The sequence below is a fragment of the Delftia sp. WSY_22 genome (assembly GCF_043104185.1).
Taxonomy (GTDB): Bacteria; Pseudomonadota; Gammaproteobacteria; order Burkholderiales; family Burkholderiaceae_C; genus Comamonas; species Comamonas tsuruhatensis.
Map to the genome: position 1 here is coordinate 83,716 of NZ_JBICKN010000040.1, position 24,937 is coordinate 108,652.

Annotated in this window: 26 protein-coding genes; 16 read left to right on the top strand and 10 right to left on the bottom strand. The window is 67.1% G+C overall.

Going from position 1 to position 24,937, the window contains the following annotated elements; translation table 11 throughout:
- Window positions 1-11 precede the first annotated feature (11 nt).
- Entirely contained in the window at window positions 12-1,535 is a 1,524-nt protein-coding gene (locus ACF8NF_RS20230) for a PLP-dependent aminotransferase family protein (RefSeq protein ID WP_392451141.1), read from the bottom strand.
- Between the two features lie 191 nt (window positions 1,536-1,726).
- Between ACF8NF_RS20230 and ACF8NF_RS20235 the strand changes: the two genes are divergently transcribed.
- The 4 genes from ACF8NF_RS20235 to glyA all read left to right on the top strand — a co-directional run bounded on the left by ACF8NF_RS20235 (window position 1,727) and on the right by glyA (window position 6,456).
- Window positions 1,727-2,983 carry a benzoate/H(+) symporter BenE family transporter gene (locus ACF8NF_RS20235; protein ID WP_392451142.1) on the top strand — a complete coding sequence of 419 codons (1,257 nt, stop codon included), beginning with the start codon at window positions 1,727-1,729 and terminating at the stop codon, window positions 2,981-2,983.
- Window positions 2,984-2,987: 4 nt separating this feature from the next.
- Complete coding sequence (locus ACF8NF_RS20240; RefSeq protein WP_392451143.1) at window positions 2,988-3,839, top strand: YggS family pyridoxal phosphate-dependent enzyme; 852 nt, start codon at window positions 2,988-2,990, stop codon at window positions 3,837-3,839.
- Window positions 3,840-3,908: 69 nt separating this feature from the next.
- A complete protein-coding gene (locus ACF8NF_RS20245; RefSeq protein ID WP_392451144.1) occupies window positions 3,909-5,135 on the top strand; it encodes an aspartate aminotransferase family protein in 1,227 nt (408 codons plus the stop codon).
- Between the two features lie 46 nt (window positions 5,136-5,181).
- Complete coding sequence (gene glyA, locus ACF8NF_RS20250) at window positions 5,182-6,456, top strand: serine hydroxymethyltransferase (protein ID WP_392451145.1); 1,275 nt, start codon at window positions 5,182-5,184, stop codon at window positions 6,454-6,456.
- A 92-nt stretch (window positions 6,457-6,548) separates the two neighbouring features.
- Here the strand turns inward: glyA and ACF8NF_RS20255 are convergent, their stop codons facing one another.
- The 7 genes from ACF8NF_RS20255 to ACF8NF_RS20285 all read right to left on the bottom strand — a co-directional run bounded on the left by ACF8NF_RS20255 (window position 6,549) and on the right by ACF8NF_RS20285 (window position 11,492).
- On the bottom strand, window positions 6,549-7,601 hold the full coding sequence (locus ACF8NF_RS20255) for a hypothetical protein (RefSeq protein ID WP_203399398.1): 1,053 nt from the start codon (window positions 7,599-7,601) through the stop codon (window positions 6,549-6,551).
- Entirely contained in the window at window positions 7,598-8,071 is a 474-nt protein-coding gene (locus ACF8NF_RS20260) for a hypothetical protein (protein WP_133073333.1), read from the bottom strand. The genes ACF8NF_RS20255 and ACF8NF_RS20260 overlap by 4 nt, the downstream gene beginning before the upstream one ends.
- A 151-nt stretch (window positions 8,072-8,222) precedes the next feature.
- Window positions 8,223-9,263 (bottom strand): patatin-like phospholipase family protein, encoded by a 1,041-nt coding sequence (locus ACF8NF_RS20265; protein WP_392451146.1) that lies wholly within the window; start codon window positions 9,261-9,263, stop codon window positions 8,223-8,225.
- Between the two features lie 115 nt (window positions 9,264-9,378).
- Window positions 9,379-9,681, bottom strand: coding sequence for a HigA family addiction module antitoxin (locus ACF8NF_RS20270; protein WP_043791964.1), 303 nt, complete (start codon window positions 9,679-9,681; stop codon window positions 9,379-9,381).
- Between the two features lie 12 nt (window positions 9,682-9,693).
- Window positions 9,694-9,972 (bottom strand): type II toxin-antitoxin system RelE/ParE family toxin, encoded by a 279-nt coding sequence (locus ACF8NF_RS20275; protein WP_047218636.1) that lies wholly within the window; start codon window positions 9,970-9,972, stop codon window positions 9,694-9,696.
- 66 nt (window positions 9,973-10,038) lie between these two features.
- Window positions 10,039-10,941 carry a LysR family transcriptional regulator gene (locus ACF8NF_RS20280; RefSeq protein WP_063326189.1) on the bottom strand — a complete coding sequence of 301 codons (903 nt, stop codon included), beginning with the start codon at window positions 10,939-10,941 and terminating at the stop codon, window positions 10,039-10,041.
- Between the two features lie 14 nt (window positions 10,942-10,955).
- Entirely contained in the window at window positions 10,956-11,492 is a 537-nt protein-coding gene (locus tag ACF8NF_RS20285; protein WP_012205532.1) for a MarR family winged helix-turn-helix transcriptional regulator, read from the bottom strand.
- Between the two features lie 204 nt (window positions 11,493-11,696).
- Here ACF8NF_RS20285 and ACF8NF_RS20290 point away from each other — a divergent pair, with 204 nt between their 5' ends.
- The 5 genes from ACF8NF_RS20290 to ACF8NF_RS20310 all read left to right on the top strand — a co-directional run bounded on the left by ACF8NF_RS20290 (window position 11,697) and on the right by ACF8NF_RS20310 (window position 16,520).
- A complete protein-coding gene (locus ACF8NF_RS20290; RefSeq protein WP_392451147.1) occupies window positions 11,697-12,905 on the top strand; it encodes a 3-hydroxybenzoate 6-monooxygenase in 1,209 nt (402 codons plus the stop codon).
- A gap of 16 nt (window positions 12,906-12,921) precedes the next feature.
- Window positions 12,922-13,959 (top strand): cupin domain-containing protein, encoded by a 1,038-nt coding sequence (locus ACF8NF_RS20295; RefSeq protein ID WP_047218633.1) that lies wholly within the window; start codon window positions 12,922-12,924, stop codon window positions 13,957-13,959.
- Window positions 13,960-13,997: 38 nt separating this feature from the next.
- Entirely contained in the window at window positions 13,998-14,705 is a 708-nt protein-coding gene (locus ACF8NF_RS20300) for a fumarylacetoacetate hydrolase family protein (RefSeq protein WP_034393430.1), read from the top strand.
- Between the two features lie 19 nt (window positions 14,706-14,724).
- Window positions 14,725-15,366 carry a maleylacetoacetate isomerase gene (gene maiA, locus ACF8NF_RS20305; protein WP_392451148.1) on the top strand — a complete coding sequence of 214 codons (642 nt, stop codon included), beginning with the start codon at window positions 14,725-14,727 and terminating at the stop codon, window positions 15,364-15,366.
- A 116-nt stretch (window positions 15,367-15,482) separates the two neighbouring features.
- Entirely contained in the window at window positions 15,483-16,520 is a 1,038-nt protein-coding gene (locus tag ACF8NF_RS20310; protein WP_392451149.1) for a Bug family tripartite tricarboxylate transporter substrate binding protein, read from the top strand.
- 14 nt (window positions 16,521-16,534) lie between these two features.
- On the opposite strand, the gene ACF8NF_RS20315 is transcribed toward ACF8NF_RS20310, so the two are convergent.
- Both ACF8NF_RS20315 and ACF8NF_RS20320 read right to left on the bottom strand, forming a co-directional pair.
- Window positions 16,535-17,773, bottom strand: coding sequence for a flavin-dependent oxidoreductase (locus ACF8NF_RS20315; protein WP_392451150.1), 1,239 nt, complete (start codon window positions 17,771-17,773; stop codon window positions 16,535-16,537).
- A 50-nt stretch (window positions 17,774-17,823) separates the two neighbouring features.
- Window positions 17,824-18,804 (bottom strand): tripartite tricarboxylate transporter substrate binding protein, encoded by a 981-nt coding sequence (locus ACF8NF_RS20320; RefSeq protein ID WP_392451151.1) that lies wholly within the window; start codon window positions 18,802-18,804, stop codon window positions 17,824-17,826.
- Window positions 18,805-18,926: 122 nt separating this feature from the next.
- Between ACF8NF_RS20320 and ACF8NF_RS20325 the strand changes: the two genes are divergently transcribed.
- The 7 genes from ACF8NF_RS20325 to mmsB all read left to right on the top strand — a co-directional run bounded on the left by ACF8NF_RS20325 (window position 18,927) and on the right by mmsB (window position 24,851).
- On the top strand, window positions 18,927-19,466 hold the full coding sequence (locus ACF8NF_RS20325; protein WP_227468525.1) for a MarR family winged helix-turn-helix transcriptional regulator: 540 nt from the start codon (window positions 18,927-18,929) through the stop codon (window positions 19,464-19,466).
- 202 nt (window positions 19,467-19,668) lie between these two features.
- Window positions 19,669-21,192 (top strand): CoA-acylating methylmalonate-semialdehyde dehydrogenase, encoded by a 1,524-nt coding sequence (locus ACF8NF_RS20330; RefSeq protein WP_012205523.1) that lies wholly within the window; start codon window positions 19,669-19,671, stop codon window positions 21,190-21,192.
- Between the two features lie 61 nt (window positions 21,193-21,253).
- Window positions 21,254-21,658, top strand: a complete 405-nt coding sequence (locus tag ACF8NF_RS20335) for a lysozyme inhibitor LprI family protein (protein ID WP_392451152.1) — start codon at window positions 21,254-21,256, stop codon at window positions 21,656-21,658.
- Window positions 21,659-21,760: 102 nt separating this feature from the next.
- On the top strand, window positions 21,761-22,927 hold the full coding sequence (locus ACF8NF_RS20340; RefSeq protein ID WP_016446004.1) for an acyl-CoA dehydrogenase family protein: 1,167 nt from the start codon (window positions 21,761-21,763) through the stop codon (window positions 22,925-22,927).
- A 23-nt stretch (window positions 22,928-22,950) separates the two neighbouring features.
- Window positions 22,951-23,415, top strand: a complete 465-nt coding sequence (locus tag ACF8NF_RS20345) for a TfoX/Sxy family protein (RefSeq protein ID WP_016446003.1) — start codon at window positions 22,951-22,953, stop codon at window positions 23,413-23,415.
- Window positions 23,416-23,437: 22 nt separating this feature from the next.
- On the top strand, window positions 23,438-23,917 hold the full coding sequence (locus ACF8NF_RS20350) for a DUF488 domain-containing protein (RefSeq protein ID WP_016446002.1): 480 nt from the start codon (window positions 23,438-23,440) through the stop codon (window positions 23,915-23,917).
- Between the two features lie 37 nt (window positions 23,918-23,954).
- Entirely contained in the window at window positions 23,955-24,851 is an 897-nt protein-coding gene (gene mmsB, locus ACF8NF_RS20355) for a 3-hydroxyisobutyrate dehydrogenase (RefSeq protein WP_047219002.1), read from the top strand.
- The last annotated feature ends 86 nt before the right edge of the window (window positions 24,852-24,937 follow it).

Genomic DNA, 24,937 nt, shown 5'->3' on the forward strand with positions numbered 1-24,937 from the left:
CTCCCAACCTGTCAGGGTTTTCGCAGCGCGTTGGCCAGGCGCAGCACGGCGGCCTCGATCTCGTAGGCCGTGAGCGAGGCATAGCCCAGCAGCCAGCCCGGCTGCCGCTGCTCGCCCGCGTACAGGCGGCTGAGCCCCTGCAGCAGCACGCCGGCCGCGGCGGCGCGGCGGATGGTGTCTTCCTCGGACCAGCCGGGCTCCAGCAGACAGGGCACCTGCATGCCGCCCTGGGGCCGTGGCGCGGTGACGATGCCGGCCAGGTGCCTGCCTATGGATTCGAGGATGACCTCGCGCCGCCCCGCATACAGCTTGCGCATGGCCCGCACATGGGAGTTGTAGTGGCCGTCCTCCATGAAGCGCGCCAGCGTCAGCTGCTGGATCTGGGGCGTGTGCCCGTCCATGATGCTGCGCGCCTGGACAAAGGCGCGCACCAGCTCCTGCGGCAAGGCCATGTAGCCCATGCGCAGGCCCGGGTACAGGGTCTTGCCGAAGGTGCCGATGTAGATGGTGCGCGCGTGCTTGTCCAGGCCTTGCACGCAGGCGGTGGGCATGCCGTCGTAGTGGAATTCGCTGTCGTAGTCGTCCTCGATGATCCAGCGCCCGCGCTCGAATGCCCAGCGGATCAGGTCCAGCCGCCGCTCCAGTTGCATGGTGACGCCCGTGGGGTACTGGTGCGATGGCGTGACATAGACGCAGGTGGCGCCGCTGCGGTCGGCGTGCAGCAGGTCGGTGCGAATGCCTTGCGCGTCCACGTCGATGGGCAGGACCTTGGCCTCGGCCGACTCGAAGGCCTTGCGGGCGCCGAAGTAGCCCGGGTTCTCCAGCAGGATGGGCCGGCCCGCATCCACCAGCAGCTGCGCGCACAGGAACAGCGCCTGCCGCGTGCTGCTGAGCACCAAGATCTGCCCGGCCTCCACCTTGGCGCCGCGCTCCAGGTTGAGATAGGTGGCAATGGCCTTGCGCAGCGGCTCTGCGCCCTGCGGGTCGCCGTGCAGCAGGACGCTGGCCCGGTAGTCCTTGAGAGCCTGCCGCTGCAGCCGCTCCCAGACATCGGTGGGAAAAGTGCGCGTCTCGGGCAGGCCAGTGGCAAAGGCCCGAATGGTCTGCTGGTCGGCGATGCCGCCGCCGTCAACAATGGCCTGGCCGCGCCGGCTCAGGCCGGCACCGGCCCTTATGGCACCGGCAGCACCGGCCGCATGGGCGCTGCGCTCGTGCTCGGGCAAGCGGCCGCGCCGCGCCGCCCGGCCCCGCAGCTCGGTGCCGATGGTCTCGGAGACATAGCTGCCCGATCCCTGGCGCCGCACGATGAAGCCGTCTCGGTGCAGCTGGGTGTAGGCGTTCTCCACCGTGTCGCGGGCAATGCCCAGCGAGTCGGCCAGCGAGCGCGTGGCCGGCAGCTTCAGGCCCGGCAGCAGCGCCCCATCCAGGATCAGCGCACGCATGGCGCGCTGCACCCGCTGGTGCAGGTCCAGCTGGCGCAGGTCGGCATCTCCCATGCGGATCTTCAGGGTCTCAAGCTCGAAGGTCTTGCTCATGCGGTCTGCCGCCTTTCATCTCATTGCACCTCTTTGGCAGGCCATTGTACTGACGCAAATGCTGCGCGCCCATTGCAAAGTGGTCTGCAACAAGAGAGCGAAGTGTATGGATCATTCAGTCCACTTCGGCGCTCAAATACCCCTTTCACCAGACAGCCAGGAATCCAACCCCCAAGGAAAACGAGAAGACCATGCCTTCATCAGACACACACTCACCCCTTCGCTTCAGCGACCTCATCCACCCCGTGGTGGCCGGGCTGATCTCGGTCATCGTCAACTACGGCGGCACCTTCATCCTGGTGTTCCAGGCCGCCAAGGTGGCCGGCCTGAGCCCGGAACTCACGGCTTCGTGGGTGTGGTCTATTTCGATTGGCGTGGGCGTCACCGGGCTGGTGCTCAGCTGGCTCTCGCGCGAGCCCATCATCACGGCCTGGTCCACGCCGGCCGCCGCCTTCCTGGTGACGGCCCTGGCCACCACGCCGTATGCCGAGGCCGTGGGCGCCTATGTGGTGTCGGCCGCGGCCTTCGTGGTGCTGGGACTGTCGGGCTGGTTCGAGCGCGTGATCCGGCTGATTCCGCCCGGCGTGGCCTCGGGCCTGCTGGCGGGCATCCTGCTGCAGTTCGGCATCAAGGCCTTTGGCGGCATGAGCGTGGACCCGGTGCTGGCCGGCCTGCTGATCGTGGCCTACGTTCTGCTCAAGCGGCTCACGGCGCGCTATGCGGTGGTCGGCATCCTGGCGCTGGGCCTGGCGTTCCTGCTGGCGCAGGACCGTGTGGACCTGTCCGGGCTGCAGCTGCAATTCGCGGCGCCCGTGTTCACGCGGCCCGAGTTCACGCTCAACGCCCTGCTCAGCGTGGCCCTGCCGCTGTTCCTGATCACGCTGACCGGCCAGTACATGCCCGGCATGCTGGTGCTGCGCAACGACGGCTTCAGGACCAGCGCCAACCCCATCGTCACGCTGACGGGCCTGGGCTCGCTGCTGATGGCGCCGTTCGGCTCGCACGCCTTCAACATCGCCGCCATCACAGCCGCCATCTGCACGGGCAAGGAGGCGCATGAAGAGCCGTCCAGGCGCTGGATCGCAGGTATCGCTGCGGGCGTGTTCTACATCCTGGTGGGTGTGTTCGGCGTCACGCTGGCGGCCGTGTTCATGGCGTTCCCGGCCACCTTCATCACCACGCTGGCGGGCCTGGCGCTGCTGGGCACCATCGGCGGCAGCCTGGCCAATGCGCTGGCCGACGCCAAAACCCGCGAGGCCTCGCTGATCACCTTCCTGGCCGCCGCCGCCAACATTTCCATGCTGGGCATAGGCGGCGCCTTCTGGGGCCTGGTCATCGGCCTGGTGGCCCATGCCGTGCTCAACGGCCAGTGGCCGCGCCGGGCCGCCCGCAGCGGGGAGGGCACCGGCAACGTGCCGGCTGCCGATGCCGCCATCAAAAGGAGCTGAAACCATGCTTGCGACACAAGACACCACCGGCGGCACCGCCCAAGCCGCCGACACCCTGACCCGCCACGACCAGCACGGCCGCTACCCCCAGGCCGAGACGGTGGACGATTTCCGGCACAACCTGGCTACCGTGCACGCGCGCATGACCGCTGCCTGCCGCCGCGCAGGGCGCGACCCGGCCAGCGTGCGCCTGCTGCCCGTGAGCAAGACCAAGCCCGAATCCAGCCTGCGCCTGGCACACGCGGCGGGCTGCCGCATGCTGGGCGAGAACAAGGTGCAGGAAGCCTTCGGCAAATGGGAGGCCATGCAGGACCTGGCCGATCTGCAGTGGTCCGTCATCGGCCACCTGCAGACCAACAAGGCAAAGCTCGTGGCACGCTTTGCCAGCGAGTTCCAGGCGCTGGACAACCTGCGCGTGGCCGAGGCGCTGGACCGCCGCCTGCAGGCCGAAGGCCGGGCGCTGGACGTGTTCGTGCAGGTCAACACCTCGGGCGAGGCCAGCAAGTACGGCCTGCCGCCCGACGAGGTGCAGGGATTCCTCCAGGCCCTGCCCGCCTTCAGTGCGCTGCGCGTGCGCGGCCTGATGACGCTGGCCCTGTTCTCCAGCGAGGCCGAGCGCGTGCGCCAGTGCTTCGTGCTGCTGCGCAGCCTGCGCGACCAGCTGCGCCAGGGCGCGCCGGCGGGCATCTCGCTGGATGAGCTGTCCATGGGCATGTCCGGCGACTTCGAGATCGCCATAGAGGAAGGCGCCACCGTGGTGCGCGTGGGCCAGGCCATCTTCGGCGCCCGCGCCCAGCCGGACAGCTTCTACTGGCCCGCAGGCGGCCCTGATCCCGCCGCCCTGACGCTGCCATGAACGCGCCCCCTCGCCACCCTTTTCGATTCAACCCTGACCCCGCTTGAGGACCTTGACATGCAAAAAGCCATGCAACCCCTTGATTCCCGCCTGATGAAGGCCTATGCCCGCCAGCCCGTGTCCTTCATTCGTGGCCGTGGGGCCCGGCTATGGGACGAGCACGGCACCGAATACCTGGACGCCATTGCCGGCGTGGCCGTGACCGCCCTGGGCCACGCGCACCCGGAGATTGCCACCGTGATCGCCGAGCAGGCCGGCCTGCTGCTGCACACCTCCAACGTGTTCCGCATCGACTGGCAGGAACGCCTGGGCCAGCGCCTGTGCGCCCTGGCCGGCATGGAGACGGCATTTTTCTGCAACTCGGGCGCCGAGGCCAACGAGGCCGCGCTCAAGCTGGCGCGCCTGCACGGCCACCGCAGGCAGGTGGCGCGGCCGCAGATCCTGGTGATGGACAACGGCTTTCACGGCCGCACGCTGGCCACGCTGTCGGCCACGGGCAACCCGGCCAAGCAGCGCGGCTTCGAGCCGCTGATGCCGGGCTTCGTGCGCGTGCCCTATGACGACATCGCGGCCGTGCACCACGCCGCCGCCCAGCATGGGGACATCGTGGCCGTGCTGATCGAGCCCGTGCAGGGCGAAGGCGGCATCCGCCTGGCCAGCCCCGACTACCTGCGCCAGCTGCGCAGCCTGTGCGACCGGCACGGCTGGCTGCTGATGCTGGACGAGATCCAGACCGGCCTGGGACGCACCGGCGCCTGGTTCGGCCACCAGCATGCGGGCATCGCCCCCGATGTCATGACCCTGGCCAAGGCCCTGGGCAACGGCATTCCGATCGGTGCCTGCCTGGCGCGCGGGCCTGCGGCCGACCTGATCTCGCCCGGCCAGCATGGCTCCACCTTTGGCGGCAACCCGCTGGCCTGCCGCGTGGGTTGCACGGTGCTGGACATCATGGAGAGCGAGGACATCCCCGGCCGCGCCAAGCAACTGGGCCGGCGCCTGCTCAACGGCCTGCAGCAGGCGCTGCACGGCCACCCCGACGTGCTGGCCGTGCGCGGCCAGGGCCTGATGGTGGGCATCGAGCTGAACCGCAACTGCCAGGACCTGGTGGGCCGCGCGCTGGCCCAGCAGCGCCTGCTGATCACGGTGACGCGCGAATCCACCATCCGCCTGCTGCCGCCGCTGATATGCGACGAGCGCCAGATCGACGACATCGTCGCCCGCGTGGCCTGCCTGCTGGAGCCGGCCAGCGCCGCGCAGGCAGGCGCGCCCGCCGCAGGCCAGCTGGCGGCTGCATGACCATCGCTCCCTACAGCCCTTGCCCCAATACAGGAACCATTCACCCATGTACGACGCATCCCTGACCCTGGCCGACTTCGACCTGCAGCTGGCCAAGGCCATCCAGAGCGAGAAACGCCGCCAGGAAGACCATGTGGAACTCATCGCCTCCGAAAACTACGCCAGCCCGCTGGTGATGGCGGTGCAGAACTCGGTCTTCACCAACAAGTACGCCGAGGGCTACCCCGGCAAGCGCTACTACAGCGGCTGCGAGAACGTGGACGTGGCCGAGCGCCTGGCCGTGGAACGCGCCATGGCGCTGTTCGACTGCGACTACGCCAACGTGCAGCCCCATGCCGGCGCCCAGGCCAATGCCGCCGTGTTCCTGGCGCTGGCCCAGCCCGGCGACACCGTCATGGGCATGAACCTGGCCCAGGGCGGCCACCTGACGCATGGCAACCCGTCCAACTTCTCGGGCCGCCACTACCGCATCGTCCCCTACGGCCTGGACCCCGCCACGGGCCTGATCGACTACGACGAGATGGAGCGCATCGCCCTGGAGCACCGGCCCCGCATGCTCATCGGCGGCTTCTCTGCCTACTCGCGCCACAAGGACTGGGCCCGCATGCGCGCCATTGCCGACAAGGTGGGGGCCGTGTTCTGGGTGGACATGGCCCATGTCGCAGGCCTGGTGGCTGCGGGCGAATACCCCAGCCCACTGCCCCACGCGCATGTGGTCACCAGCACCACGCACAAGACGCTGCGCGGCCCGCGCGGCGGCCTGATCCTGTCCAAGGGACAGGACGAAACCTTCAACCGCCGCCTGAGCTCGGCCGTGTTCCCCGGCGTGCAGGGTGGGCCGCTGATGCATGTGATCGCCGCCAAGGCCGTCGCCTTCAAGGAGGCGCTGCAGCCCGGCTTCCAGGCCTACCAGCGCCAGGTGCTGGCCAACGCCCGCGCCATGGCCGCCGTGATCCAGCAGCGCGGCTACCGCATCGTCTCGGGCGGCACGGACAACCACCTGATGCTGATCGACCTGTCCGACCGCAGCTACACCGGCAAGGACGCCGACGCCGCGCTCAGCGAGGCGCACATCACCACCAACAAGAACACCGTGCCCAACGACCCGCGCTCGCCCTTCGTGACCTCGGGCCTGCGCATAGGCACGCCCGCCGTCACCACGCGCGGCTTCGGCGAGGCGCAGTGCAAGCAGTTGGCCGGCTGGCTGTGCGATGTGCTCGATGCGCTGGACGCGCAGGAAGGCGCCCGCTTTGCCAAGGTGGCGGCGCAGGTGCGCGATCAGGTGACGGAGCTGTGCCGTCGGTATCCGGTGTATGAATGAACGACGGACATGAATCGCTCTCGGCACTGACAACAGCGCAGGGCCTCCAAGCTACGTCCAGGCAAGAGGTAGAACCGCAGCAAGGACAGCAACTACCGGGAAAGGCGGTTTTTGATTCTGTCCACGCCTGCTTTACCCAGCGCAAGTGATCGTCTTGCCGCCTCCTTCAGTTGCGCGGGCTCTGGCAAAACCTGGCTCGCCAACGTACCCACTCGCAGGGCAGATTGCCGGACCTGGTTAACTGTCGAGTCGGCAGCATCGCGCAACTCTTCCATGCTGGGCAAATTCTTGCTGGCTTCCCTCAGCGTACCGCCGACGCCGTCGGCAACTTGTCCGGCCCGGAGGTGGGCCTGAGCCCAAGCCTTGGACATCCCCCCCTCCGGAACTTGCGAAAGCGTGGCAATGCAGGCATTCAGCAACGTGTGTTCAGACTCTGAAAGTGGTTTGCCCGTCTCCAGCAGAGACCTTAGAAAGTCACCCAGATCGGCAGCGATCGCCAAATGATTGCAGTCCGGGTTGGCGTGGAGGAAGGTGGCAAGCTCTTGGGCAACGTCCTGCGGCTGACCCTGTCCAAGTTGGCTTTCCAGCAGCGGGACCGCCTGACCGACGAAATTCGGGTCAAACCCCCACTCTTCCACCAAATGCTCCACCAGCACGCTGCGCTGTTCTTGGTCGATTTTTCCGCCCATAGCGGCAATTCGTAGGGCAAGCGGTGCAATCAGGTCGAACAACGACAAGGCAAGCACATCGAGAGGCGTATTCAGGAATTTGGGGATCTCAATGACCCGAGATCCACGGCTGTTGGAAAACATGCGATAGAGCCCATAGCAAGCGCCTCCCGAGGCCAATGCAGCAAAAGCGACCCACCCAAGCGGTGTGGCAGCGGTTCCAATACCGATTGCGCCCAATAGCCCAGATGGCGCAAAGAATGTTGAAGCCACCAGACTCGACTTGGCGACTGCCGCGCCAGTTCCAGCAGCCCCCAGAACATCCCACAGCTCACGGCCCCGGTTGACCATTCGCAAAGAGCGATAGGCGTTCTCTCCAATCGCCAACTTTGCCTTGAACCGCAGCGGCTCGGCAACAACCTGCTCCACACCGTCCAGAGTGAAATTTTCGCTGGAAATTTCATGGATTTGCTTCATGCCAGCGCCGCTTGGAATTGCGCAACAAACAGGCGGATCCTGTCTTGCAGATCTGGAAAATCCATCTCTTTCTTGGCTCCGTAGGCAATGCCCAATGCAATCGCCAGCGGGCTCAACAACGCTCCAAGCAATGTTCCTATCAGCGGTACTGCGCTCAACAATGCACCGACCACCAAGGCAACCGCTGTGGCGAATGCCAAGGTGGGGAACTGGTCTAGCGTAAGAAAGATGAGATCAAGAATCTTCCGCCCGATGCGCACCAGTCGGCGTCCGACCTGCGATGACAAGCGCAGCAGATTGGCCAGGATGGCCTTCGCATCAGCGGAAACATTCAAACCCTCGATTTTTTGAAGCAAGGCGCGTTCAGTACGTTTGGTGTTCTGAAAGAATTTCGCCTCATTGGGTATTGAACCCTTGTCGTGATCATCAGGCTCGCTGTTCGACTGGCTCGCTTGCGGCACTATTTCCATGGCGGCGGCTTGTATCAGTGAAGAAAGGACACGGAACGGAAGCCTGCATTATGTCGTTACACATGCCCGCGATCCGCATGGCTTCACCAGTCGAAGCCCGTTCTTTTCATTCGTCATGACACCGGCATGATTCGCCCTGCCTTGAACCCCGTCAAGGACTGGCGCAGGCGCCGTCCATCCCCGCCATCTCCGCCAGCTTCTGCATGCGCGAGCGCTGGTCCAGGCAGGCCTGGTGCTGGGCTTCGGCCGCCTTTTGCTGCGCCAGCTTCGCGGCCTTGGCGCGCTCGGCCTGCAGCTGGGCGATGCGCTCGCGGATCTGGGGCATGGCGGCCACGGCGGCCTTTTCGCCTTCAAGAATGGCGCTGGCGCGCTGGGTGAAGTCGGCCGGGCCGATGTCCAGCACCTTGGGGCGGATGGTGATGTCGGCGCGGGCCAGCTCTGCCTGGCCCAGCTTCTGGCCCATGATGGCAATGGACTGGCCCAGGGCGCCCAGCATGTTCTCGGGCGCCTTGCCACGGGCCTTGTTGGAGATGTCCACGGCGATCACCAGATCGGCGCCCAGCTGGCGCGCGGCGTCCACGGGCACGGGGCTGGTGATGCCGCCATCGACGAAGTGGAACTTGCCGATGGCCACGGGCTGGAACACACCCGGAATGCTGCTGGAGGCACGCACCGCCTGCCCCGTATTGCCGCGCGCGAACACGGTGCGCTCGCCGTCTTCCAGCCGCGTGGACACCGCCACGAAGGGCTTGGCCAGTTGCTCCAGCGGCTTGCGGCCCACCTGTTCGTTCACATAGTCTTCCAGCTTCTGGCCCACCAGCAGGCCGCCCGAGGACAGCTGCAGGTCGCGGATCCTGGTCTCATCCAGCGCCACGGCCTTTTCCTGCAGATCGAAGGCGTTCATGCCGCCCGCATACAACGCCCCCACCACGCTGCCCGCGCTGGTGCCGGACACCACCGCAGGCGCAAGGCCATTGGCTTCCAGCATCTTGATGACGCCGATGTGGGCAAAGCCCTTCACGGCCCCGCCGCCCAGGGCCAGACCGATCCTGATGGGGGCCACGGGTGTGCCCGGCACGGTGGGCGTGGACTCGGGCGTGGCCGCCGAGGGGCTGGGCGGGTTGCTGCCGCAAGCGGCCAGCCCCGCCAGGCTCAGGTACACCAGTGGACGCAAAAGGGCTTGGAGGCGCATGCCGGAAGATCCTGCTGTCGGATGACGAGATTCGGGGCGGGCAGTATAGCGGCAGGGGCAAACCACCGCCGGAGACGCATCATGCTGCGGACGGCAGAGGGCGTCCTGAGGTCGCTCAGGGATGCGTGGGCTCAAACCGCTGGATTCGCGCCAGCACGTCCGCCATGGCATCGCGGGCTTCGGCAAGGTCGTAGTCGGACTGCAGGTTGAGCCAGCTTTGCGCGTCCGTGCCAAAGAAGACCGCAAGGCGCAGCGCCGTATCCGCCGTGATGCCGCGCATGCCCTTCACGATCTCGTTGATGCGCCGAGGCGGCACATCGATGGCCTTTGCCAACGCGTACTGGCTCAGGCCCATGGGTTCGAGCCACTCCTGCATCAGGATTTCTCCTGGGTGCGGCCATTTGACTTCGCGGGTCATGTTGTAGTCCTTTCAGTGGTAATCCACGATCTCGACCTGGCTGGCATGGCCATCTGCCCAGACGAAGCAAAGGCGCCATTGCTCATTGATCCGAATGCTGTACTGGCCCCTGCGGCTTCCTTGAAGAGCCTCCAGTCTGTTGCCTGGCGGAATGCGCAGGAACTCCAGGGAGGTCGCTGCGTTCAGCTGCACAAGCTTGCGCATGGCAGCGACCTCCAGGTTGGCGAACCGCGCAACGCGCTTGCCAAGCATCAATGCCTGGGTGTCTGCACATCTGAAATCGAGGATCATGGATCAATAATAACGACTCCCGTTATTAGCTGATGCTTACCCCGCCTGCAGTTAGGCCCTCTTGCATCAACTCCGGGGACTGAGCAGTTCCCGCATCCCCTGCACAGCCTCCCTCAGAAACCCCCAGACCGCCTCGATGCGCTGAACCTGCCGGGCATCCGAGGGCATGCTCATCCAGAAGGTGCGGGTGAAGCAGGCCTCGGCGGGCAGCACGCGGCTGAGCACGGGGTCGCGGTCGGCGATGAAGGCGGGCAGCACGGCCAGGCCGGCGCCGGCGCGCACGGCCTCGTACTGGGCGGTGATGCTGGTGCTGCGAAAGGCAAATCGCTCGGGCTGGAACAGGGTGGACAGCAGCTGCAGCTCGCGCGTGAACAGCAGGTCGTCCACGTAGTGGATGAAGCTGTGGTGGCGCAGGTCCTCGGTGCGCGCCACCAGCGGACGGCGCGCAAGGTATTCGCGCTGGCCGTAGAGGAACAGCCGGTAGTCCGTGAGCTTGGTGACCACGGCCGAGCCGCGCGTGGGGCGCTCCAGAGAGATGACGATGTCGGCCTCGCGCCGCGACAGGTGCAGCAGGCGCGGCAGGGCCAGCAGGTCGATGCTCAGCAGCGGATGGCGCTGCGTCAGCGCGGCCAGCTGCGGGGCCAGCAGCTGGGTGCCGAAGCCCTCCGTGGCGCCCACGCGCACCAGGCCGGACGGGCCCTGGCTGGCGGATTCGGCCGCCAGCGGCATGCGCTCCAGCCCGGCTGCGGCGCGCTGCATGGCGTCTGCCACGCCCAGCAACTGTCGGCCGGCCTCCGTGGGCCGCCATTGGCCCGCTTCGCGTTCGAAGAGCACGGCCCCCAGCTGCTTTTCCAGGGCCTGGATGCGGCGCGACACCGTGGTGTGCTCCACGCCCAGTTGCCGCGCGGCGGCGGCCATGCTGCCGCTGCGCGCCAGCTCGCCAAAGAATCTCAGATGGTCCCAGTCCATGGGTCGAGGCCGCCTCAGTCGGCAGCGGCGCGGCGCGCGGCCAGCGTGCTGGGCGCACGCGCCAGCTCGTCGTTTTGCCGCACCAGGACGGCCATCATGTCCATGAACAGGCCCCGCTGCTCCTGCGGCAGCGGCTCCAGCATGCGCTGCTGGGCCCGCAGCACCGAGGGCTCGGCAGCGGCCAGCAGCGCGGCGCCTTCTGCGGTGACCGACAGCAGGCGCACGCGCCGGTCGGCCGGGCTGGTGTTGCGCACCATGAGGCCGCGCGCCTCCAGACGGTCGATGACGCTGCCAATGGTCGAGGTATCGAAGCCGATCATCCGCGCCAGCGTGCGCTGGTCCACGCCGGGCTGGCGCAGCACGGCAGACAGCGCCGCGTACTGCACGGGGGTCACGCCGAATTCCTGGGTCTCTTCCATGAAGACGGCTACCGCGATCTGCTGCAGGCGGCGGATGTGGTAGCCGGGGTAGTTTTCTAGTTCTGCGGGTTGGTAGTCCATGGCCATTGCGCTCTTTTCCGGGTCCCTGCGGGCAAGCGCAGATGTTCGCATGAACCGCGCCCTCCGTTGGCGTTGGCTCGCGGACAGGTGATTCACCCGGACACGCTGTCCACCACCGTTTGGCCTGCATCCAGGGAAACCCCAGGCTGGCCTGATGCAAATCAACACTACACTCATAATCAGCATACTGTTTAATTAGTCGCGACGCAGCTGACCCGCAGGCTGGCGACACGCACCACGAAACACAGGACATCTATGAACACCAGCATTTCTTCCCGGGCGCTGCCCGTTCTTGTGGCAGGCGGCGGCATTGGCGGCGTGGCGGCCGCGCTGGCCCTGGCGCGCCAGGGATTCGCCGTCAAGGTGCTGGAGCAGGCGCCGCAGCTGGGCGAGATCGGCGCCGGCATACAACTGGGGCCCAACGCATTCGCGGCCTTCGACGCGCTGGGCATTGGCGAGCTGGCCCGTGGCCGCGCGGTCTATACCGACGAGATGGTGATGCACGACGCGCTCGATGAGCGGCTGGTCGGCCGCATTCCCACGGGCGAGGCGTTTCGCGCCCGCTTCGGCAACCCGTATGCGGTGATCCACCGCGCCGACATCCACACCTCGCTGCTCGAAGGCGCGCGCACCCACGGCCAAATCGAGACGCTAACGGGCACCCGCATCGAAGCCGTGCAGCAGGAGGGCGACACCGTCACCGTGCGCGACCAGCACGGCCAGGTCCATGTGGGCCAGGCCCTGATCGGCGCCGATGGCGTGAAGTCCGTGGTGCGCCAGCAGTACGTGGGCGATGCGGCGCGTGTCTCCGGCCACGTGGTGTACCGCGCCGTGGTGGAGAAGAACGACTTCCCCGAAGACCTGCGCTGGAACGCGGCCAGCATCTGGGTCGGCCCCAACTACCACCTGGTGCACTACCCGCTGCGCGGCGGCGAGCAGTACAACGTGGTCGTCACCTTCCACAGCCGCGAGCAGGAGGAATGGGGCGTGCGCGAAGGCAGCCGCCAAGAGGTGCAAAGCTACTACAGCGACTGCTGCCCGCGCGCCCGCCAGCTCATAGACCTGCCCAAAAGCTGGAAGCGCTGGGCCACGGCCGACCGCGAGCCCATTGGCCAGTGGAGCTTCGGCCGCGCCACGCTGCTGGGCGATGCCGCACACCCCACCCTGCAGTACATCGCCCAGGGCGCCTGCATGGCGCTGGAAGACGCGGTGACGCTGGGCCAGGCGCTCAAGCACTGCGGCAACGACTGGCCGCAGGCGCTGCGGCTGTACGAGCGCTCGCGCATTGCCCGCACGGCGCGCGTGGTGCTGTCCGCGCGCGAGATGGGCCGCATCTTCCACGCCAGCGGCGTGGAGCGCCTGGTGCGCAACGACCTCTGGAAGGGCCGCACGCCCCAGCGTTTCTACGACGCCATGGAATGGCTCTACGGCTGGAAGGCCGAAACCTGCCTCGCCGAAGACTGAACACAAGGAGACCGCCATGCAAGAACTTGGCCGCCTGGAAGACCTGCCCCAGGACTACCGCGACGAACTCGCGCGCAACAACCTGGTGCCGCTGTGGCCCAGCCTGCGCAACGTGATGCCGCCGCACACGCCGCGCCCGCGCACCCAGCCGATTGCCTGGCCGTACCAGTCCATCCGCCCGCTGCTCATGCAGGCGGGCGAGCTGACGCCCATCGAAAAGGCCGAGCGCCGCGTGCTGGTGCTGGCCAACCCCGGCCATGGGCTGGAGAAGATGCAGGCCAGCTCCTCCATCTACCTGGGCATGCAGCTGCTGCTGCCCGGCGAGTGGGCGCCCTCGCACCGCCACACGCCCAATGCCGTGCGCATGGTGGTGGAAGGCCAGGGCGCCTGGAGCCTGGTCGACGGCGAGAAATGCCCCATGGAGCGCGGCGACCTGATCCTCACGCCCACGGGCCTGTGGCACGAGCATGGCCATGACGGCGACGAGCCCGTGGTCTGGCTCGATGTGCTGGACCTGCCCCTGGCCTACTACCTGGAAGTCACCTACCACGTGGACGGCCCGCGCCAGCCCGCCCTGCCCGGCCGTGGCGACCGGGCGTATGCGCGCGGCGGCCTGGCACCCACGCAGGTGTTCGCCCGCAGCGCCAAGGCCTACCCCATGCTGCGCTACCCATGGAAGGATGCGCGTGCCGCCCTGCTGGAGCTGGCCGCCGACAGGCCGGACCTGGACTGCGTGCAGCTGGCCTACACCAACCCCGAGACCGGGGCCGACTGCGAAAACATCCTGGGCTTTTACGCGCTGATGCTGCGCCCGGGCCAGACGCTGCAGTTGCCCGCGCGCTCGCCGGCCTGCGTGTTCCATGTCATCGAGGGCGGCGCCAGCGTGGCCGCCGTGGACCGCCACTTCGACCTGGCCCCGGCCGACACCTGCTGCGTGCCCGGCTGGGCGCCCGCCACGCTGGCCAATGCCAGCGCCAGCGAGCCCGCCTTCCTCTTCCTGGCCGACGAGGCGCCTTTGCACCGAAAGCTGGGCCTCTACGAAGTCCGGCCTTGAATCATCCGATGTCTCTTTACTCCCCCATCGCCAATACCATGACCGCCCCCCAATACCTCTGGACCCCGCCCCCCGTCCAATCCCTGCCCGTGCGCGGCAGCACGCAGCGCCTGCCCGTGAACCGCCTGTTCTTCGTGGGCCGCAACTACCACGCCCATGCCGTCGAGATGGGCCGCCCGGTGGACAAGAGCGTGGAGCGGCCCTTCTACTTCACCAAGGCGCCGTCCACGCTGACCGAATCGGGAGCCACCGTGGCCTACCCGCCCGAGACGAACAACTACCACTTCGAGATGGAACTGGTGGTGGCCATCGGCAAGGCGGGTTTTCGCATTGCGGCGGACCAGGCGCATGAACACATCTACGGCTACGCCTGCGGGCTGGACATGACGCGCCGCGACCTGCAGCTGGTGGCGCGCGACAAGGGCCGGCCCTGGGACCTGGGCAAGGATGTGGAGCAGTCCTCGGTAGCCAGCGAGATCGTGCCCATGCCGGGCCAGGTGATCGAATCCGGCGCCATTGCACTGGCCGTCAATGGCGAGACCAGGCAGCAGTCCGACGTGGACAAGCTGATCTGGAACATCCGCGAAATCATTGCCGACCTCTCGCTGTTCTATCACCTGCAGCCCGGCGACCTGATCTACACGGGCACGCCCGAAGGCGTTGGCGCCGTGCTGCCGGGCGACCGCATCACCGGCCATGTGCAGGGCGTGGGCGAGATCGCGCTCACCGTGGGCCAGCCTGAATAAGACCGGGGAGACCACCACCATGAAGCTCTACAGCTTTTTCCGCAGCGGCACCTCGCACCGCCTGCGCATCGCGCTCAACCTCAAGGGCCTGCGCCCTGACTACTTCCCCGTGGACCTGCGCGTGGACGAGCAGGCCCAGGCGCCGTTCAAGAAGGTCAACCCGCAGGGCCTGGTGCCGGCGCTGACGCTGGACGATGGCCGCACGCTGATCCAGTCGCCGGCCATCATCGAATGGCTGGAAGAGCGCCACCCCGAGCCGCCGCTGCTGCCCGCCGACCCCGAGGACCGCGCCCAGGTGCGCGCGCTGGCCGCCATCGTGGGCTGCGACGTGCATCCCATCAACAACCGCCGCATCCTGCAGACCCTGCGCCGCCAGTTCGGTGCGGACGAAGCCGCCATCAATGCCTGGTGCGCCACCTGGATTGCCGACGGCTTCGACGCCATCGAAGCCCTGCTGGCCCGCGACACGCGGCGCGGCGACTTCTGCTTCGGCCACGCACCCACGCTGGCCGATGTCTACCTGGTTCCCCAGATCGAAAGCGCACGCCGCTTTGGCGTGGACCTGGACCGCTGGCCGCTGATCAGCGCAGTGGACAGGGCCTGCGCGGCCCTGCCCGCCTTTGCGCAGGCCGCGCCCCTGGCCCAGCCTGACGCCGGCTGAACCTCGCCTGAACCCCGCCGCACCTTTGCCGGCAGCCCTAACCCGCCCCGAGTCCTCGCCAGAAGGACCGGGGCATTGCAAGCAGTGAGAAAAGCAGATCCAACAGGAGACAGACTGTGAAAGCATCCCCATCCAGCCGCCTCGGCACCGCCACCTCCCGCCGCAAGGCCCTCGCAGGCGCCGCCCTGCTGCTGGCCTCCATCGCCCCGCTGCATTGCGCCTGGGCGCAGGCAGGCTCCAGCAGCGCCGCCAGCTTTCCCACGCGCCCCGTCACCGTGATCACGGCCTTTGCCGTGGGCAGCGGCCCTGACGCCGTGCTGCGCATCGTGGGAGAAAAGCTTTCCGCGCGCTGGAAGCAGGGTGTGACCGTGGACAACCGCCCAGGCGGCGGCGGCTTTGTCGCCATCGAAGCCGCACGCCGCGCCAAGCCCGACGGCTACACCCTGCTGCAGCTCGACAGCGAACATGTATCCGCCCTGCCCTACCTCTACAAGCAGCGCAACTTCCATCCGCTGCAGCACTTCGACCCCGTGGCGCCGCTGTTCCTCACGCCCTTCTTCGTCGCCGTGCCCACGAACTCGCACTGGAAGAGCATGGGCGACCTGATCAAGGCGGCCAAGTCCGAGCCCGGCAAGGTCAGCTACGGCTCCTGGGGCGTGGGCAGCCCCGGCCACCTGGGCGGCGAATGGCTGGACTTCCTGACCGGCAGCAAGATGACCCATGTGCCCTACCGCGAGGTCAGCCAGCTCTACACCTCGGTGGCCAATGGCGATCCGGCCTGGAGCTTTGCCAGCCTTCCTTCCAGCCAGGGCATCTACAAATCCGGCAAGATCCGCTACCTGGCCGTGGCCGCGCCCCAGCGCATCGCCCAGATGCCCGACGTGCCCACCGTGGCCGAATCGGGCGGCCCCGCCGAACTGATCGTGAACTCCTTCGTCTCCCTGCTGGCGCCCAAGGGCGTGGACGCCACCCTGCGCGACAAGATCCACGCCGACGTGGTCGCCGTGCTGCAGGACCCGCAGGTGCGCGAGAAATTCGCCACCTTCGCCTTCCAGCCCATCACCTGGGAAGTGCCGGAGATGGAGAAATTCGCCAGGACCAAGGCGGACCAGTACAAGCTGCTGATCCAGAAGGCGAATATCAGCCTGGATTGAGCCCGCCGCCTGCCTCAGCCCTGCGACTGCGGATTCGCAAATCCCGCCACCTGCTCGTAATGGCGGGCAATGGCGCGCAGCTCGTCCTGGCTGATCAGCTCGTCGATATGGCCGAAGGGCTGGCCGCCACTGAGTTCGTCGGCCTTCATGATGATGAAGTCGGGCGGCGTGGAGCGGTTGGTCAGCACCACCTGGCTGGTGGCGGGCAGGCGGCTGGCCTCGTAGGCGGCCAGCAGCGCCAGCGGGTCGCCCTGCGGATCGGCGGCCAGCAGGTCGGCCAGCACGCGCGCATCGCGCATGGCCTGGGCAGAGCCGTTGGAGCCGCGCGGATACATGGGGTGGGCGGCATCGCCCAGCAGGGTCACGCGGCCGAAGCTCCACTGGTCCACGGGGTCCTTGTCCACCATGGGGTACTCGAAGATGGTCTCGGCCGAGCGGATCAGGGCCGGCACATCCAGCCAGTCGAAGCTCCAGCCGCCAAAAATCTCCAGCACATCCTCCATGCGCCCGGCGCGATTCCAGTCGTTCATGCGCATCTGCGGGTCGCGGATCTCGGCCACCCAGTTGATGCGCTGCATGCCCTGGCCATCGACGTTGTCCTCGATGGGATAGATCACCATCTTGCCGGTATCGACCGAGCCGATGCGCAGATAGCTCTTGCCCGTGAGGATGGGCTTGAAGCGCGAGACGCCGCGCCAGGTGTTGATGCCTCCGAAGGCCAGCTCCTCCTGCGGATAGAACTGGCGCCGCACGGCGGAGTTGACGCCATCGCAGGCCACGACGATGTCGGCCATGGCCGACGGCGGCACATGGCCCTGGGCATCCGGCGCGAAATGCACGGTGGCGCCATGGGCCGACTGGTCCACACGCACGCAGCGGTGGCCCGTGTGCACGGCACCCGGGCCCAGGCGCTGCACGGCGGCCTCGAAGAGAACGCGGTGCAGGCGGCCACGGTGGATGCCCAGCTCGGGTAGCTCATAGCCGGCATGGCGGCCGCGCGGCTCGCGGTAGACGAACTGGCCATAGCGGTTGAAGAACACGCTTTCCAGGTTCTCGATCGCCAGGGCCTCCAGCTGCGGCTGCAGGCCCAGGTCGCTGAGTTCGCGCATGGCATGCGGCAGCAGGGTAATGCCCGCGCCGATCTCGCGGACCTCAGGCACGGCCTCGAAGACTTCGCAGGCAATGCCTCTTTGATGCAGGGCCAATGCCAGGCACAGGCCTGCGATGCCGCCCCCCACGATCGCTACTTTCATCCGCTGACTCTCCATGCTTTCTCCAGGGGCGCTGTTGGCGCCCGCCCCGCCTACTCGGCGGTAATCCCCCGCGCCTTGACCAGATCGGCCCAGCGCCGGGCGTCCTTTTGCACCAGGGCCTTGAACTCGGCCGGCGTGCTGCCGGCCGGATCCATGCCCTGGGGCGCGAAGGCATGCCGGACTTCCTCCGACGCCAAAATCGCGCGGATCTCGCGATTGAGGGCATCGACCTGGTCCGCCGGCATGCCGGCCGGCGCAAACACGCCGTACCACATATCCACGTTCACATCGCCCGCCTTGGCCTCCTTGAGCGTGGGCACATCGGGCAGCAGCGGGTGGCGCCGCTGGCTGCCAATGCCCAGCGCGCGCAGCTTGTCGGCCTTCACATGCGTCAATGCCACATGAATGGGCAGGAACATGCATTCCACCTGGCCGCCCAGCAGGTCCGTCAGCGCCGGCCCTGTTCCGCGATAAGGGATGTGCGTGATCGATACGCCCGCCGTGCTCTTGAAAAGCTCCATCGCCATATGGTGCGGAGTGCCCACTCCCGGCGATGCGTAATTGATGCGGCCCGGCGAGGCCTTGGCCGCCTTCACCAGATCGGCCGCCGTCTGATAGGCGGAGGCCGTGGGCGTCACCAAAATCAGCTGCCCCCAGCTGGTCAGCGTTACAGGCTCGAGGTCCGTCAGCGGATTGAATGGCAATTTGGGATACAGCGATGCGTTCATCACCAGGGTATTCACTGTCACCAAAAGCGTCTGGCCATTGGCAGGCGAGCGCACAACGGCCTCGGTTCCGATATTTCCAGAGGCGCCCGGCTTGTTCTCCACCACCACGGGCCGGCCCTGGCGCTTGGCCAGCAAAGGCCCGATCGTTCGCGCAATCGTGTCGATTCCAGTCCCCGGAGTGAAAGGCACAATCAATTTCAGAGGCACACTCTCGGTGCTGGCGATGGCACCTGCTACGGGTAAACCCAATACTCCCAATCCGCTTGTCTTCAAAAATTGCCGTCTGCCAACAAAATTTCGCATGTAGACCTCTTTTGTAGTTAGCATGCAAACGCATGGTAATCATGCACCAGAATGGGCACAATTGGTGGAAATCGAATGAATACTGGACATCTCTGCAAGAATACTAGACGCATATGGACACGATGACGCCTGCACCACTGCCGCTATATCAGCGCCCTGGCTTTTTGCTGCGGCGCGCCCACCAGATTTCGGTCGGCATTTTTGAAGAGCAATGCCGCCCCCTGGGACTGACGCCGCCCCAGTACGGCGCCCTGGTGCTAATCGACGCCTCCCCCGGCTCCGACCAAAGCTCCCTGGCGCGCGCCATGGGCTTCGACAAGGTGACCACGCTGCGCCTGGTGCGCGGGCTGGAAGAGCGCGAGTACGTGCACCGCGCGCTGAGCACGCGTGACCGCCGCCAGCACCAGCTCACGCTCACCGAAAAGGGCCGGGCCCTGCTGGCCGCCAGCGTGCCGCTGGTGGACCAGGCCTACCACCGCCTGGTCTCTCCGCTGGAAGACGAGGAACTGCAGGAGCTTTTGCGCCTGCTGACCAAGCTGGAGTCCGGCCTGGGTGCCAGCGCCCGCGTGAAGCTGGAGCCGCTGCTCAAGCCCGCCGCCCGCGCCGTACACCACTCCAGCCCCGCTGCAGACGACCGCCTGCCAGCCACCGGTACGGACTGAGCCTTCAAGCCCTGAACCCGAATGGCCTGCGAACACCGCAGGCCATGTTTTTTGGCGTGGCCGAGTTGGCATGCCGATGTGCAAAAACGCACATGCATACTGCAAACATCTCCATTGCTTGCGAAAAACCGCACAGCTACCATGCGATGAACGCCCGGCGCACGGCATGCCGGGCCGACACCACCGCAACAGGAGACAAGCCATGAATGCATCCACGTCCGCCAAGGTTTTGGCGCCCACGGTCAAGCTGCTGATCAACGGCAAGCTGGTCGAATCCCAAAGCACCCAATGGCGCGATGTGGTCAACCCGGCCACGCAGGAAGTGCTGGCCCGCGTGCCCTTTGCCACGCCCGACGAGGTCAACGCCGCCGTCGCCAATGCCAAGGAAGCCTTCAAGACCTGGCGCAAGACGCCCATCGGCCAGCGCGCCCGCATCTTCCTGAAGCTGCAGCAGCTGATCCGCGAGAACATGAAGGAGCTGGCCGCGCTGCTGACCGCCGAACAGGGCAAGACCCTGCCTGACGCGGAGGGCGATGTCTTCCGCGGCCTGGAAGTGGTGGAGCATGCGGCCAACATCGGCTCGCTGCAGCTGGGCGAGCTGGCCAACAACGTGGCCAACGGCGTGGACACCTATTCCGTGCTGCAGCCCCTGGGCGTGTGCGCGGGCATCACCCCCTTCAACTTCCCGGCCATGATTCCGCTGTGGATGTTCCCCATGGCCATTGCCACGGGCAACACCTTCGTGCTCAAGCCCTCCGAGCAGGACCCCATGGTCACCATGCGCCTGTGCGAACTGGCCCTGGAAGCCGGCATTCCGCCCGGCGTGCTGAACGTGGTGCACGGCGGCGAGGACGTGGTCAACGCCATCTGCGACCACCCCGACATCAAGGCCATCAGCTTCGTGGGTTCCACCAAGGTCGGCACCCATGTCTACAACCGCGCCAGCCTGGCCGGCAAGCGCGTGCAATGCATGATGGGCGCCAAGAACCACGCCATCGTCATGCCCGACGCCAACAAGGAGCAAACGCTCAACGCCCTGCTGGGCGCAGCTTTCGGTGCGGCAGGCCAGCGCTGCATGGCGCTGTCGGTGGCCGTGCTGGTGGGCGATGCGCAGAAGTGGATTCCCGAGCTGGTGGAAAAGTCCAAGACCCTCAAGGTCAGCGGCGGTACCGAGCCCGGCACCGACGTGGGCCCGCTGGTGTCCTGCGCGGCGCTGTCGCGCGTGGAAAGCCTGATCGAACGCGGACTGGCCGACGGCGCCAAGCTGGAACTGGACGGCCGCAAGCCCCAGGTGGCCGGCTACGACAAGGGCAACTTCGTCGGCCCCACCGTGTTCAGCGGCGTCAAGCCCGGCATGAGCGTCTATGACCAGGAAATCTTCGGCCCCGTGCTGTGCCTGGCGGCTGCCGACAGCCTGGACGAGGCCATCGAGTTCATCAACGCCAACCCCAACGGCAACGGCACGGCCATCTTCACGCAGTCGGGCGCTGCGGCGCGCAAGTTCCAGGAAGACATCGACGTGGGCCAGGTCGGCATCAACGTGCCGATTCCCGTGCCGGTTCCGCTGTTCTCCTTCACGGGCAGCCGCGCCTCCAAGCTGGGCGACCTGGGCCCCTACGGCAAGCAGGTTGTGCTGTTCTATACGCAGACCAAGACCGTCACGGCGCGCTGGTTCGACGACAGCACCACCAGCCAGGGCGTGAACACCACCATCAGCCTGCGCTGATGCACGGGTCGGCGGGCCTGGATTGATCCGGGGCAGGCCCTGGCTCTGGGATGATGGCGGTATGCGTTTTCCAATGACCGCCCCCCTCTCCCGGGGCCTGGGTGCCGCCTTGCTGACCATCCTGGCCGCCCCCCTGCCCCTGACCCTACACGCGCAGGCCGGTGCAGCCTGCGACCCGGCCTCCACCGCCGCCGCCAGCCGCAATGCCTGCGCGGTCCAGGCCTTCCAGGAGGCCGACACCGCGCTCAACATCCGCTACCTGGACGTCATGCAGCAACTGCCCCAGGGCAAGCGAACGGGCCTGCGCCACGACCAGAACGGCTGGATCAAGGGCCGCACGGCACGCTGCAAGGCCGCCACGCGCGACAGCGAAACCCAGCCTGAAGGCCCGCGCCTGTACCACGAATGCCTCACGGCCGCGACACAGGAGCGCATGCAGGTGCTGGAGCGTTGGCTGCAGCACTGACCGCCGCACGCACCGACAGGTATCGACAGGCCCCCGCAGGCCCCGAAAGCCACCCCCAGAACAACAAGGGCCCCAGAGCCCAACGCAGGAGACAAGCCAGCCATGGACTTCGAACTCAACGACGACCAGCGCGCCTTTGCCGAATCGGCCCGCGCCTTTGCCCAGGCCGAACTCGCGCCCCATGCCGCGCACTGGGACCGTGAATCCATCTTCCCGCGCGAGGCCATCGCCAAGGCGGGCGAACTGGGCTTTTGCGGCCTGTACGCGCCCGAGAACGCAGGCGGCCTGCAACTGCCGCGCCTGGATGCCACCATGGTCTTCGAGGAACTGGCCGCCGTCGATCCCTCCACCACCGCCTTCATCACCATCCACAACATGGCCACCTGGATGCTGGGCACCTGGGCCACCGACGCCGTGCGCGCCGAATGGGGCGAGGCCCTGACCAGCGGCCGCAAGCTGGCCAGCTACTGCCTGACCGAGCCCGGCGCGGGCTCGGACGCCGGCTCGCTCAAGACCCGGGCCGAACTGGCGGGCCATGAATACATCATCAACGGCGCCAAGGCCTTCATCAGCGGCGCGGGCAGCACCGACATGCTGGTGCTGATGGCCAGAACGGGCGACGCCGGCTCGGGCGCCAGCGGCATCTCCGCCTTTGCCGTGCCCGCCGACCTGCCCGGCATCAGCTACGGCAAGAAGGAAGAAAAAATGGGCTGGAACAGCCAGCCCACGCGCGTCATCAGCTTCGACAACGTGCGCATTCCCGCCCAGAACCTGCTGGGCCGCGAGGGCGAAGGCTTCAAGATCGCCATGAAGGGCCTGGACGGAGGGCGCATCAACATCGCCACCTGCTCCGTGGGCGCCGCCCAGGGCGCGCTGACCCAGGCCCAGCAGTACATGCACGAGCGCAAGCAGTTCGGCAAGCCGATTGCCAGCTTCCAGGCCCTGCAGTTCAAGCTGGCCGACATGGCCACCGAACTCGTGGCCGCGCGCCAGATGGTGCGCCTGGCCGCCTCCAAGCTCGATGCCGGCGCGCGCGACGCCTCCACCTACTGCGCCATGGCCAAGCGCTTTGCCACCGATGCCGGCTTCATGGTCTGCAACGAAGCCCTGCAACTGCACGGTGGATACGGCTACATCCGCGAATACCCGCTGGAGCGCCTCATGCGCGATGCCCGCGTGCACCAGATCCTCGAAGGCACGAACGAAATCATGCGCGTCATCATCGCGCGGCGCATGCTGGAAGGCGATGCGCCGGACATGATCCGCTGACTCATCCACATCCAGCCCGCGCCATGCCCGCCCGCCCGCTCTCCGACACCACGCTGCATCTCATAGACGCCGTGCGCGAAGCCTTGGCCGGCTGCGACGACGTGCAGGAAAAGCGCATGTTCGGCTGCCATGTCTTCATGGTCAACGGCAAGCTGTGCCTGGGCGTGGAAGACGACGAACTGCTGGTGCGCCTGCCGCCTTCGCAGCACGCCGCCGTGGCCGAGACGCCGGGGCTGCGCCCGCTATCGTCCAAGGGCCAGATGGACGGCTACTTCTTCATCGGCCCCGCCGCCTACGCCACGCGCCAGCAGTGGCAGCACTGGATTGCCCAGGCCCTGGCCTTCAACCCCCACGCCAAGGCCACGCCCCCGAAAAAGCGCAAGGCCCAAGCCAGCGAACCCGCGCCCGCCGACGCAAAGACCCCGCCAGCGGCGCCCGCCCCGGCCGGGCGCCGCACACGCAAGCACCCCATCTTCGGCGACGAATAAGCCCCCTTTGCAGGAGAGCCCCATGCCCATCCGCATCGTCCAGCTAGGCAGCCCCCGCCACGCCGATGAAGGCCTGCGCATAGGCACCGTGCGCCGCCCGCCGCGCGGCGTGCCCAAGGCCGAATTCGCCAGCCGCGACTACTACGACGTCTGGTACCCCGAACTCTCGCCCCAGCCCGACACCATGCACACCGCGCTCGAATCGCACCGCCTGCAGGACCACGGCCAGCAGGCCGAGGCCGACAAGCTCTGGCAGCAATTCGTGCGCAAATTCCGCAAGGAAATGGCCGAGCCCGCCGCCAGCCGCACCCTGGACCTGCTGGCCGCCCTCTCGCAGCACAGCGCCTTTGCCATCGGCTGCTACTGCGAGCAGGAGGCGCGCTGCCACCGCGGCATCCTGCGCTCCCTGCTCAAGGAACGCGGCGCCGACATTGCGAACGGTGACAAGGACACCGGCGACATGGACCCCGGCGAAAACTATACCGACGACACGGTCCACTGAGACACACCACAAGCTTCACAACACAGGAGACAAGCACATGCAGATCGCATTCATCGGACTCGGCAACATGGGCGGCCCCATGGCCATCAACCTGCACAAGGCCGGCCACACGGTCAAGGCCTTCGACCTCTCCAAGGACGCCTGCGCCAAGGTCGCTGCAGAGGGCGTGAGCATTGCCGCCAGCGCCGAAGACGCCGTGCAGGGAGCAGAAGCCGTGGTCTCCATGCTGCCCGCCAGCCAGCATGTGGAAGGCCTCTTCCTCGGCCGTGACGGCGCAGCCGGCCTGCTGCAGCGCATTGCCAAGGGCGCGCTCATCATCGACAGCTCCACCATCGCCGCCGCCACCAGCCAAAAGGTCGCCAAGGCCGCACAGGCCGCAGGCATCGCCTTCATCGACGCACCCGTCTCCGGCGGCACGGGCGGCGCCATTGCTGGCACCCTCACCTTCATGGTCGGCGGCAGCGACGCCGACCTGGAGCGCGCCCGCCCCCTGCTCGAAAAAATGGGCGCCAACATCTTCCACGCCGGCGCCGTGGGCGCGGGCCAGACCGCCAAGATCTGCAACAACATGCTGCTGGGCATCCTCATGATCGGCACCAGCGAAGCCATCGCCCTGGGCGTGGCCAACGGCCTGGACCCCAAGGTCCTCAGCGAAATCATGCGCCGCAGCTCGGGCGGCAACTGGGCCCTGGAAAAATACAACCCCTTCCCCGGCGTCCACGAAAACGCCCCCGCCTCCAAGAACTACGCAGGCGGCTTCGGCACCGACCTCATGCTCAAGGACCTGGGCCTGGCCCAGGAAAACGCCATGGCCGTCAAAGCCTCCACGCCCCTGGGCGGCATGGCCCGCGCCATGTACGCCATGCACTCCATCGCCGGCAACGGCGCCCTGGACTTCTCCAGCGTCATCCGCTCCCTGCAAAAGAACGGCTGACGCCCCCGGCCCCGCCCCATCTCCCCGCCCCCAATCCCGTATGCCCGCGCCTGCGTCGGGCCGTCTGCGGGGTTGCAGTCCTGCCG

What these genes read in the sequence shown, in the direction of transcription:
- ACF8NF_RS20230 (WP_392451141.1), bottom strand. Translation starts at nt 1,535, where the DNA reads ATGAGCAAGACCTTCGAGCTTGAGACCCTGAAGATCCGCATGGGAGAT.
- ACF8NF_RS20235 (WP_392451142.1), top strand. Translation starts at nt 1,727, where the DNA reads ATGCCTTCATCAGACACACACTCACCCCTTCGCTTCAGCGACCTCATC.
- ACF8NF_RS20240 (WP_392451143.1), top strand. Translation starts at nt 2,988, where the DNA reads ATGCTTGCGACACAAGACACCACCGGCGGCACCGCCCAAGCCGCCGAC.
- ACF8NF_RS20245 (WP_392451144.1), top strand. Translation starts at nt 3,909, where the DNA reads ATGCAACCCCTTGATTCCCGCCTGATGAAGGCCTATGCCCGCCAGCCC.
- glyA (WP_392451145.1), top strand. Translation starts at nt 5,182, where the DNA reads ATGTACGACGCATCCCTGACCCTGGCCGACTTCGACCTGCAGCTGGCC.
- ACF8NF_RS20255 (WP_203399398.1), bottom strand. Translation starts at nt 7,601, where the DNA reads ATGAAGCAAATCCATGAAATTTCCAGCGAAAATTTCACTCTGGACGGT.
- ACF8NF_RS20260 (WP_133073333.1), bottom strand. Translation starts at nt 8,071, where the DNA reads ATGGAAATAGTGCCGCAAGCGAGCCAGTCGAACAGCGAGCCTGATGAT.
- ACF8NF_RS20265 (WP_392451146.1), bottom strand. Translation starts at nt 9,263, where the DNA reads ATGCGCCTCCAAGCCCTTTTGCGTCCACTGGTGTACCTGAGCCTGGCG.
- ACF8NF_RS20270 (WP_043791964.1), bottom strand. Translation starts at nt 9,681, where the DNA reads ATGACCCGCGAAGTCAAATGGCCGCACCCAGGAGAAATCCTGATGCAG.
- ACF8NF_RS20275 (WP_047218636.1), bottom strand. Translation starts at nt 9,972, where the DNA reads ATGATCCTCGATTTCAGATGTGCAGACACCCAGGCATTGATGCTTGGC.
- ACF8NF_RS20280 (WP_063326189.1), bottom strand. Translation starts at nt 10,941, where the DNA reads ATGGACTGGGACCATCTGAGATTCTTTGGCGAGCTGGCGCGCAGCGGC.
- ACF8NF_RS20285 (WP_012205532.1), bottom strand. Translation starts at nt 11,492, where the DNA reads ATGCGAACATCTGCGCTTGCCCGCAGGGACCCGGAAAAGAGCGCAATG.
- ACF8NF_RS20290 (WP_392451147.1), top strand. Translation starts at nt 11,697, where the DNA reads ATGAACACCAGCATTTCTTCCCGGGCGCTGCCCGTTCTTGTGGCAGGC.
- ACF8NF_RS20295 (WP_047218633.1), top strand. Translation starts at nt 12,922, where the DNA reads ATGCAAGAACTTGGCCGCCTGGAAGACCTGCCCCAGGACTACCGCGAC.
- ACF8NF_RS20300 (WP_034393430.1), top strand. Translation starts at nt 13,998, where the DNA reads ATGACCGCCCCCCAATACCTCTGGACCCCGCCCCCCGTCCAATCCCTG.
- maiA (WP_392451148.1), top strand. Translation starts at nt 14,725, where the DNA reads ATGAAGCTCTACAGCTTTTTCCGCAGCGGCACCTCGCACCGCCTGCGC.
- ACF8NF_RS20315 (WP_392451150.1), bottom strand. Translation starts at nt 17,773, where the DNA reads ATGAAAGTAGCGATCGTGGGGGGCGGCATCGCAGGCCTGTGCCTGGCA.
- ACF8NF_RS20320 (WP_392451151.1), bottom strand. Translation starts at nt 18,804, where the DNA reads ATGCGAAATTTTGTTGGCAGACGGCAATTTTTGAAGACAAGCGGATTG.
- ACF8NF_RS20325 (WP_227468525.1), top strand. Translation starts at nt 18,927, where the DNA reads ATGACGCCTGCACCACTGCCGCTATATCAGCGCCCTGGCTTTTTGCTG.
- ACF8NF_RS20330 (WP_012205523.1), top strand. Translation starts at nt 19,669, where the DNA reads ATGAATGCATCCACGTCCGCCAAGGTTTTGGCGCCCACGGTCAAGCTG.
- ACF8NF_RS20335 (WP_392451152.1), top strand. Translation starts at nt 21,254, where the DNA reads ATGCGTTTTCCAATGACCGCCCCCCTCTCCCGGGGCCTGGGTGCCGCC.
- ACF8NF_RS20340 (WP_016446004.1), top strand. Translation starts at nt 21,761, where the DNA reads ATGGACTTCGAACTCAACGACGACCAGCGCGCCTTTGCCGAATCGGCC.
- ACF8NF_RS20345 (WP_016446003.1), top strand. Translation starts at nt 22,951, where the DNA reads ATGCCCGCCCGCCCGCTCTCCGACACCACGCTGCATCTCATAGACGCC.
- ACF8NF_RS20350 (WP_016446002.1), top strand. Translation starts at nt 23,438, where the DNA reads ATGCCCATCCGCATCGTCCAGCTAGGCAGCCCCCGCCACGCCGATGAA.
- mmsB (WP_047219002.1), top strand. Translation starts at nt 23,955, where the DNA reads ATGCAGATCGCATTCATCGGACTCGGCAACATGGGCGGCCCCATGGCC.